This window comes from Achromobacter sp. MUI-25009338, assembly GCF_057359325.1.
Genome location: NZ_CM170627.1, coordinates 5,719,250 through 5,727,795, shown reverse-complemented (window position 1 = coordinate 5,727,795; position 8,546 = coordinate 5,719,250). Strand labels below are relative to the sequence as shown.

8 protein-coding genes are annotated in these 8,546 nt (G+C 68.7%); 4 read left to right on the top strand and 4 right to left on the bottom strand.

Annotated elements, in window-relative coordinates:
* Positions 1 to 38: 38 nt before the first annotated feature.
* Positions 39 to 434 (bottom strand): TssQ family T6SS-associated lipoprotein, encoded by a 396-nt coding sequence (locus AC1IQ6_RS27175; RefSeq protein WP_485865573.1) that lies wholly within the window; start codon positions 432 to 434, stop codon positions 39 to 41.
* A gap of 156 nt (positions 435 to 590) precedes the next feature.
* Here AC1IQ6_RS27175 and AC1IQ6_RS27170 point away from each other — a divergent pair, with 156 nt between their 5' ends.
* On the top strand, positions 591 to 1,850 hold the full coding sequence (locus AC1IQ6_RS27170) for a serine/threonine-protein kinase (protein ID WP_102775363.1): 1,260 nt from the start codon (positions 591 to 593) through the stop codon (positions 1,848 to 1,850).
* A gap of 3 nt (positions 1,851 to 1,853) precedes the next feature.
* On the opposite strand, the gene AC1IQ6_RS27165 is transcribed toward AC1IQ6_RS27170, so the two are convergent.
* Genes AC1IQ6_RS27165 through AC1IQ6_RS27155 form a run of 3 tightly spaced genes read right to left on the bottom strand, consistent with a single transcriptional unit; the run spans position 1,854 to position 6,035 of the window.
* Entirely contained in the window at positions 1,854 to 4,154 is a 2,301-nt protein-coding gene (locus AC1IQ6_RS27165; protein WP_485865572.1) for a CHASE2 domain-containing protein, read from the bottom strand.
* A gap of 16 nt (positions 4,155 to 4,170) precedes the next feature.
* Entirely contained in the window at positions 4,171 to 5,283 is a 1,113-nt protein-coding gene (locus tag AC1IQ6_RS27160; RefSeq protein ID WP_485865571.1) for a FecR family protein, read from the bottom strand.
* Positions 5,284 to 5,318: 35 nt separating this feature from the next.
* Entirely contained in the window at positions 5,319 to 6,035 is a 717-nt protein-coding gene (locus AC1IQ6_RS27155; RefSeq protein WP_485865570.1) for a response regulator transcription factor, read from the bottom strand.
* A gap of 256 nt (positions 6,036 to 6,291) precedes the next feature.
* On the opposite strand from AC1IQ6_RS27155, the gene AC1IQ6_RS27150 reads away from it, so the two are divergent.
* The 3 genes from AC1IQ6_RS27150 to rpsG all read left to right on the top strand — a co-directional run bounded on the left by AC1IQ6_RS27150 (position 6,292) and on the right by rpsG (position 8,533).
* Positions 6,292 to 6,993 (top strand): response regulator transcription factor, encoded by a 702-nt coding sequence (locus tag AC1IQ6_RS27150; RefSeq protein ID WP_102775020.1) that lies wholly within the window; start codon positions 6,292 to 6,294, stop codon positions 6,991 to 6,993.
* A 526-nt stretch (positions 6,994 to 7,519) separates the two neighbouring features.
* Entirely contained in the window at positions 7,520 to 7,897 is a 378-nt protein-coding gene (rpsL, locus tag AC1IQ6_RS27145) for a 30S ribosomal protein S12 (protein WP_005017264.1), read from the top strand.
* Between the two features lie 165 nt (positions 7,898 to 8,062).
* Complete coding sequence (rpsG, locus tag AC1IQ6_RS27140; RefSeq protein ID WP_006389600.1) at positions 8,063 to 8,533, top strand: 30S ribosomal protein S7; 471 nt, start codon at positions 8,063 to 8,065, stop codon at positions 8,531 to 8,533.
* The last annotated feature ends 13 nt before the right edge of the window (positions 8,534 to 8,546 follow it).

The window sequence follows — 8,546 nt, the reverse complement described above, 5'->3', positions numbered from 1 at the left end:
AGCGGCCTTTTTTTTGCCTTGAAGAAGCGGAGCCAGGCCTACTTCGCGGCCTGCGCCTGGGCGCGCTGGAATGCCGGGCCCCAGACCGGGTGGCCGGCCTCGTTGGGCGCCAGCACGAAAGCGGGGTCGAGCGCGAGAATGCGCGAGAAGCTGTCCTGGCAGAGCTGCGGATAGCGGCTGACGCAATAGCTGAACGCCTGCAGCTTGTACGCTTCGATGCGCACGGCCTTGGTGGAAGTCGCCAGGGTGTCCGAGGTGGCCACGGTGCGGATCACGTCGCCGTAGCGGCCCGCGCTGTATTTCTCGCGCACTTGTTGCAATTGATCCAGCGCTTCGGTGGTCGGCGGACCTTCCGGCTGCATGGAAGTAAGACCGGCACAGCCCGTCAGGAGGGCGGATAAGCCAAGCAGACTACTCAAAACGCGAATTTTCATGGGCTTCCAAAGAGGTAGGGAGTTGATGCCATACGCTATCGTGCCACAGCCTGATGCGCTCGGACATTTTCCGCAATGTCCTTGTGTGGCGGATTGGATAATATTCGCCCTATCCACTTTTGATACCGTATTCGCGCCGTGGCGCAGCTCTCGATCATGTCTCCTACCGCCGGCCTGCCGATGCCGCGTGGCCCGTTTTCCGGCGCCGCGCCGCTCGCGCTGCGCCCCTTGAGCGCCATCGCCGCCAGCACCGCGGGCGGCGTGCCCCAGGCGCGCATCAAACGGCTCCTGTCCGACCTCCTGCCGTCCCTGATCGCCCTGCACGGGCAGGGCGAAATCTGCGGCGACATCTCGCTGGAAACGGTGGGGATGGACGAAAACGCGCGGGCCCACCTGGTGCCCGAACTCATCGTGGCCCGTTCGCGCCGCGTCACCCGCAGTCCGTCGGCCGGCTTCGCGCCGTTCGAGCTCTATACCGATTCAATGGAATGGCCGCGCGGCCCCTGGAGCGACATCTACGCGCTGTGCGCCGTCATGCACGCGCTGGTCACCGGCCGCCGGCCGCCGCCGGCGCCCGAGCGCCGGGCGGAAGACACCTACCAGCCGCTGGTCTCCCTCGATCTGCCCAAGTACAGCCAGGATTTCCTGTCGGTGATCGACGCCGGCCTGTCGATGGCCCCGGCCGACCGCCCGCAGACGCTGGACGAACTGGCCGAGATGCTGGGCGTGGCCGCGCAGCCCGAGGCCGCGCCCGCGCCGGCCGAAGCGAACGAGGCGGCCGCGGCCCAGGCGCTGCCCGCTGCGGCCGCCGCCACCTCGCAGCGTCCCGCACGCGGTCGCCGCGTGCTGTTGTGGCTGCTGCTCATCGCGGCCCTGATCGGCGCCGGCGTCTACGCGTGGCAGCAGTACGGCCCCGGCGCGCAGAACGCGCTGATCACCCGTTCCGAACTGGTGCAGCCGAATCCGCCCGCGGTCCATCCCTTGCCGCAGGCCGCGCCGGAGCCGGCGCCCGCGCCGGTCGTCCCGCCGGGCCCTGCGCCCGCGCCCCAGCCGTCCGAACCGCCCGCGCCGGCCGGCGCCAATGCCGCGGCCGCGGAAAATCCGGCGCCGGCCGACACGCCCGCGCCGCCGGCGGCGGCGCCCGAGGCCGCGCAGCCCGAAGCGCCGGCGGCGGCCGCCGCCGAAGAGGCTCCCAAGCCCAAGCCCGTGCCCGTGCTGGTGCGGCTCGACATACGTCCGTGGGGCGAGGTGTGGATCAATGGGGTGGCGCGCGGCGTCAGCCCGCCGGTCAAGGAGCTGCGGCTGATTCCGGGCAAGTACCAGGTGGTGCTGCGCAATGCCGGCCTGCCGCCGTACCGCATGACCCTGGAGGTCAAGGCCGGCCGCCCGGCGCTGATCTCCCACACCTTCCAGTAGGCGCTACGCCATCGGCAGGCGCAGCGTGAAGACCGAGCCGGCGCCCGGCTCGCTGCTGACTTCCACCGAGCCGCCGTGGCGTTCGGCCACGGTGCGCACGAACGCCAGCCCCAGGCCCGCGCCGCCCACGTCGCCGCGGGTGTCGACGCCGACGCGCGAGAACGGCTCGAACAGCCGGGCCAGGTCCTCGGCCGCGATGCCCTGGCCCTGGTCGCGGATGGCGGCGCGCCAGAAGCCCGGCTCTTCGTCTATGCCGCACTCGATGCGGGTCCGCGCGGGGCTGTACTTGATCGCGTTGTCGATCAGGTTGCACAGCGCGCGCATCAGCAGGGTCTGGTCGCCGCGCACATAGGCCGCGGGCAAGGGCAGGCGCAACTCCAGCGCGATGCCGCGCTTTTGCGCCGAGGCCCAGAATTCGTCCGCGGCGTCCTGCAGCAGGCTGGCCAGGTCCAGTTCCACGGCGCTGATGACCATGGACTCGGCGCGCGTCAGGTGCACGAAGTCGTCGACCAGGTGCAGCGTGCGCCGCGCCAGCATGGCGATGCGGTCCAGCGTGGCGCCGTGGTCGCCCTGCGCTGCGCCTTCCTGCTTCATTTCCACCAGCGCCAGGATGGAGCTCTGCGGCGCGCGCATGTCGTGCGAGATGAAGCGCAGCGTCTCTTCGCGCTGGCGTTCGGCCTGGCGGATGCGGGAGATGTCGGTCAGCGTGGCGACGGTGCCGGCGAAGTTGCCCTCGGCGGTATGGATGGGCGCGCATTTCAGGATCAGATCGCGTCCCGCATGGTCGCGCAGTTCCAGGTCCGCGCTCCACGGCGAGCCGGCGGCGGCCGGCCCCTGGCCGCTCAGCGCTTCGGCCACGCGCTGGCGCGTGGCGGGATCGGAGATGGTCTTTTCCAGCAGGTGGATGGCCGGGCGGCCCACGCGCGGCGGCCGCATGCCCAGGCGCTGGAAGTACATGACGGCGGCCCGGTTGCGGAATTGCATGCGCCCGTCCTGGTCGAACACCAGCGTGGCGTCGGGCATGCCGTCCAGGCCGTCGGCCAGGAAGCGCCGCAGGTTGCGCACGCGCGCCAGCGCGCGGCGCAGTTCGCCGACGCGGCTTTCGAGCGAAGCGCTGGGCCCCGCGGCCTGGGCGCGCGCCTCGTTCATCACCGGCGGGTACTCGCGCTGCAGGCGGCGCAATTCATTGTCCATGTAGCGCAGCGCCGCTTCCTGGCTGCGCCAGCTCCACAAGGGATAGCACAGCGCCACCCCCAGCAGCGCCGCCGAGGGCGCGAACCAGAAGCGGCCATAGGCCAGAAACAGCAGCGCCGCCAGCAGGATGCCGGCCAGCAGCCCGACACAGACCAGCAGCGCGCGCTTGGGCGACAGCCGCCACAAGGCCAGGCAGGCCAGCATCACCGGCAGCGCCGAGAACAGCGCGCTCCACCAGGCCGGCGGCTGCACGTACGCGATGTCCTCGCGCGCCGCGTGCAGCAGGTTGGCGATGATCTCCACTCCCGACATGCCGCTGACGTCATGCGAGACGGGCGTCGGATAGGCGTCGCCCAGGCCGGTGGCCCAGGCGCCCACCAGCACGTACTTGCCGCGCAGTTCATCGGGCGGGATATCGCCGCGCAGCACCGACAGGTACGACACCGTGCGCACATGCGCGGTGGGGCCGGCGTAGGGAATCAGGATGCTGCCGTCCGGCGCGGCGCGCCGCAGCAGCCGCTGCGCCTGTTGCGCCTGGCCGCCGACCTCCAGCATCGACAGGGCCAGGTGCTGCCAGCGTCGGCCGTTCACCTGCGCGGCCAGCGTGGCCGCGCGCACCACGCCGTCGGAATCGATGCGCGCATTGATGAAGCCCAGGCCGGCGGCGGCCTGCGCCAGCGGCGCGATGGGAGCGTTGACGGCGGAGGGATGGTCCAGCCGGTTCAGCACGACAGGCAGCACCGTGCGGCCGTTGCGCCGGATGCTGTCGGCCAGGAAGCGGTCGTCGTCCGAATAGACCCCGTCCGCTTCGCCGAAGATCAGGTCCAGCCCCACGGCGCGGGCGCCATGCAGCCGGTCCAGCAGCGCCGCGTGGACCGCGCGCCGCCAGGGCCAGCGGCCCAGCGCGTCGATGCTGGCGTCGTCGATCGCCACGATCAGGATGTCGGGATCGGCGCCGCGGCCCGTCACCGAGACGGCGCGGTCGTAGAGGATCTGGTCGACCCGGCCGAGTCCGTTGAACCAGCCCAGGACCGCGGCCAGCAGCGCCAGCGCCAACGTCAGCCATAGCCCTGAGCGCGAGGTCCGGTCCTGCGGATCGGCGGCGGCCATGAGGTTCCTTGCGGCGCTAGTACTCGGTGAGCGTGATGAAGCCGCCCGTGCCGCTGGCCACGCCCAGCCCGTAGGCGGTCATGAGCTGGTTGGCGCCTTCGAAGGTCGCGACCGCGTCCTTGCCGCTCAGGCCCAGGTTGTCCACGGCCCGCACCGATACGTAATACGTGCCCGGCCCGGGCGCGGAGAAGCGGATGTCCTGGTTGTCGGGAAAGTCGGCCGACGATACCGGCAGGGCGCCTTCGGCGTCGCGCGAGACCCGCACCAGATAGCTGCGGGCGCCGGCCACGGGCGAGACCGGGGCGGTCCATACGCCGCCGCCGGCGCGCGCGGGTTCGCCCAGCTGCGGCGCGGGGAGGAGGGCCCGCATGCCGGCGACCGTGCCGTCGGCGCCGACCGCCGCGCCATAACCCTTGGCCACGGCCACCGGCCTGGCCGGGCGCGCGCCCGGGGCGTGGGGCTGTAGGCGGACGCTGCCGTCCAGCACCTCGCTGTGCACGCCCTGCGCGCTGCTCTGCACGCGGAAACGCGTGCCGCGCACCCCGGTCACCGCCACCGGCGTGCGGACCTCGAAGCGGCCCACGCCTTCGCCGGCGGGCGCCACCGAAGACTCGACGCCGCCACGGCGCACCTCGACGATGGAATCGGTCAGCGCCGTGCCTTCGAACTGGCGCAGGCGGGTCAGTTCGACCGCGCCGCCGGCCGGCAGGGTGAGCTTGGAGCCATCGGCCAGTTCCAGCGTGACGAAGCCGTTGGCGGCGGTGGACACGGTGCTGCCTTCGGCCACCGCGTCGCCGGCGCGCAGCGATTTGCCGTCGAGCTCGGCCTGGCCGCTGACGTGCACCACGCGCGCGCTGGCCGGGCGCACGGGAATCATGGAAAGCGGAATGTGCAGTTCCAGGCCGATGGGCAGCAATTCCGGCGTCACCACGCGGTTCAGGCTCTGCAGCGGGCCCCAGTTGGCCTGGTTGCGCGTGTAGCGGGTGGCCAGGTCGATGAGGGTGTCGCCCTGGCGCACGCGATAGATGAAATCGTCGCCGAGCGCGCCCGCCGGCTGGCTGTGCGCCGGCGCCAGGATGCTCAGGCAGGAAATCAGGGCAAGCAAAGAAAGCGCGCGGCAGCGGCTCATGACTAGCGGTTCTCCAGGGGTGCGCGCGGGGGCGCTTACAGTGGATGGGCGGGCGTGTCTTCGGCCGGGCTGGTCAGTTCCAGCCGGTAGCCCAGCGCGTAGGAGGAAGACAGGCGCACGCCGTGCTCGGGGCGCAGCTGGAGCTTTTGCCGGATGTTCGACAAATGGGTGTCCAGCGTGCGCGAGGTGGCCGGGATCTCCCGGTTCCAGACGCACTCGGCCAGCACGTCGCGCGACATGAGGCGGCCGATATTGCGGAAAAACAGCAGCGCCAGATCGAATTCCTTGGGAGCCAGCGCGACCGGCGCGCCGTCCAGGGAAATCGTGCGCGCGCCCGGCTCGATGCGGTAGCGGGCGACCTCGAAGCCCTCGCGGACGGGCTCGGAGATCTGGCTGCGGCGCAGCAGCGCGGCCACGCGCGCCAGCAGTTCCTGGGGGCGCAGCGGCTTGACGATGTAATCGTCGGCGCCCGCGCGCAGGCCCTCGACCAGGTCGTCCTCGCTGGAGCGGTTGGTCAGGAAGATAACGGGAATGCGCGCGCCGATATTGGCGCGCAGCCAGCGCACTACGTCGTCGCCGTCGATATCGGGCAGGTGCCAGTCCAGCAATACCAGGTCGAAATGCTCCGTGCGCAGTGCGGCCAGGAGATCCCGGCTTTGCTGGTAGCTGGCGCAGGAGTATCCGGCGGTGGTCAAGACTTGCTGGATGCGGCGGGCTTGGTCCAGGTCATCTTCCAGCGACGCGATTTTCATCAGACGTGTTCTCGCGAAGGTTTGCTACGCAAGCGCGCGCTATGGCGCCCTACTGCAAGAGGGTAAGGGAATTCGTGTAAACGAATGATAACTCGGGCTGTGTCCCCGCTGGCTACGTTATGCCAAGAACTGTCAAACATTGCAAAGTTGACGAATCTTGACTGGAGTTGTTGCGCAACACCGCGCCACACTGTCTCAAACATCCCACTACCAGAGGCACTGGAGGGAATCGACCGTATTGCTGAGTGGAACAAACATGAATCAATTGTGCGTACTTATGATGTCGCCGGACGAAGCGGCCCGCGGGGCGGCCGTGTCCGCGCTGCTGCAGGCCGGCATATCGGCGCGCGGCTGTTCGACGTCCCTGGAGCTGTTCGGATTGCTCAACGGCGGCGCCTATGACGTCGTGATCCTGGACGTGGGCGCGCTGGGCGAGATCGGCTACGCCCTGGTGGCGCGGCTGCATGGCTCCTCGTCCCTGGGCATCGTGGTGACGGGCGCCGACCTGTCGGTGGACGGCCGCCTGCGCTGCCTGCAAAGCGGCGCCGACGCCTGCCTGCCCGAGCCGCAGGACCCGCGCGAGCTGGCCTGCATCCTGCTGGCGCTGGCGCGCCGCCTGCCGCCCGGCCGCGCGGGAGCCGGGGCGGAAGCGCCCGGCAACGGCCAGTGGGAGCTGCGCGACCAGGGCTGGACCCTGGCCTCGCCCAGCGGCACCACCATTTCGCTGTCGGCCAACGAGCGCCTGGTCGTGCGTTCGCTGCTGGAAGTGGCGGGCAGGGCGGTCGGGCGCACCGAGCTGGGCGAAGGCCTGCAGGTCGAAGGCGGCAGCGCGCGCGCCAGCGGTTCGCGCAGCATCGACGTGATCGTCAGCCGCCTGCGGCGCAAGGCCGAGCTGGCCGGCGTGATCCTGCCGATCCGCACCGTCTACGGCAGCGGCTACCTGTTCGCCGACCAGTAAAAAACCGGCGCAAACCCACGCGCGGGGCTACACTGATCGCTGCCGCCGCATACGTGGAAACCCGGACCGGGCGGCGCGGCCCGCGACCCGGATCTGCGGTTTATGCGGCCCCAATTTTCATGACCGGCGCTTAACTGGCCGTCTTCTGCCGGCAACATGCCGTCTGGCAGGGTTTACAAATTTCTTTGACAGTGCGCCCGAATCTCAGTTATGCTAAAGGGCTAACTGCTTTATCTCGCGCGCAAAATCTGTACGCGGTGGGGTTTGGAAGTTCGGGTCATGGGCGAAGGTGCGTCACGAGCCATTCAAGCATGATCCGCCAGGCGGGGGGCTGGTACTCCCGCGGCGACTTCCCTGCCGCATCCGGTTTTGTGCGTTTTGTCACAGTTTGTTGGCAAGCCCGCTCTTTTACGTATTCGAACGTTTGAGGCGGTTTTGCGCGAACTGCCTGCTCCGGAGGCTCTCCGCCTCGGGACACTAGTACGAAAGTACTTACCAGTGGTACGTAAAAGGGATTTCAAAGGTCATGCCTACCATTAGCCAACTCGTGCGCAAGCCGCGCGAAGTCAGCATCATCAAAAGCAAGAGCCCCGCGCTCGAAAACTGCCCGCAACGCCGCGGCGTGTGCACTCGCGTGTACACCACCACCCCCAAGAAGCCGAACTCCGCTCTGCGTAAGGTTGCCAAAGTGCGTCTGACCAACGGTTACGAAGTCATTTCGTACATCGGCGGCGAAGGCCACAACCTGCAAGAGCACTCGGTGGTTCTGGTGCGTGGCGGTCGTGTGAAGGACTTGCCCGGTGTGCGTTATCACATCGTGCGCGGTTCCCTCGACCTGCAAGGCGTCAAGGATCGTAAGCAAGCCCGCTCGAAGTACGGCGCCAAGCGCCCGAAGAAGGCCTGATAACGAATCGGTAGTACCCCGAAGTGGCGGAAGTCCGTCACCAGGGAAGTGCAACCGCGCCATCCGCATACAGGAAGGTGCGCGGCACGTAAGGGGTCGTCCCATTGGGCGGCCATGGCCGTGTAATGAAGCACGGTTCAACTGAACAGACACAAGGAAGCAACAATGCCCCGTCGTCGCGAAGTACCCAAGCGCGAGATTCTGCCCGATCCCAAGTTCGGCAGCGTCGAGCTCGCCAAGTTCATGAACGTCGTCATGCTGGACGGCAAGAAGGCCGTCGCCGAGCGCATCGTCTATGGCGCCCTCGAGCAAGTCGCCACCAAGACCGGCAAGGAGCCGATCGAGGTGTTCAGCCTGGCGATCAACAACATCAAGCCGATCGTCGAAGTCAAGAGCCGCCGCGTGGGCGGTGCCAACTACCAAGTGCCGGTTGAAGTGCGCCCCGTGCGCCGCCTGGCCCTGGCTATGCGTTGGCTCCGTGAAGCCGCCAAGAAGCGTGGCGAAAAGTCGATGGATCTGCGCCTTGCTGGCGAACTGATCGACGCATCCGAAGGACGTGGCGCCGCGATGAAGAAGCGCGAAGACACGCACAAGATGGCCGAGGCCAACAAGGCCTTCAGCCATTTCCGCTGGTAATTTAAGGACTAAC

Excerpts from the sequence above, each read along its gene's own strand:
- AC1IQ6_RS27175 (WP_485865573.1), bottom strand. The coding sequence starts at position 434 with ATGAAAATTCGCGTTTTGAGTAGTCTGCTTGGCTTATCCGCCCTCCTG.
- AC1IQ6_RS27170 (WP_102775363.1), top strand. The coding sequence starts at position 591 with ATGTCTCCTACCGCCGGCCTGCCGATGCCGCGTGGCCCGTTTTCCGGC.
- AC1IQ6_RS27165 (WP_485865572.1), bottom strand. The coding sequence starts at position 4,154 with ATGGCCGCCGCCGATCCGCAGGACCGGACCTCGCGCTCAGGGCTATGG.
- AC1IQ6_RS27160 (WP_485865571.1), bottom strand. The coding sequence starts at position 5,283 with ATGAGCCGCTGCCGCGCGCTTTCTTTGCTTGCCCTGATTTCCTGCCTG.
- AC1IQ6_RS27155 (WP_485865570.1), bottom strand. The coding sequence starts at position 6,035 with ATGAAAATCGCGTCGCTGGAAGATGACCTGGACCAAGCCCGCCGCATC.
- AC1IQ6_RS27150 (WP_102775020.1), top strand. The coding sequence starts at position 6,292 with ATGAATCAATTGTGCGTACTTATGATGTCGCCGGACGAAGCGGCCCGC.
- rpsL (WP_005017264.1), top strand. The coding sequence starts at position 7,520 with ATGCCTACCATTAGCCAACTCGTGCGCAAGCCGCGCGAAGTCAGCATC.
- rpsG (WP_006389600.1), top strand. The coding sequence starts at position 8,063 with ATGCCCCGTCGTCGCGAAGTACCCAAGCGCGAGATTCTGCCCGATCCC.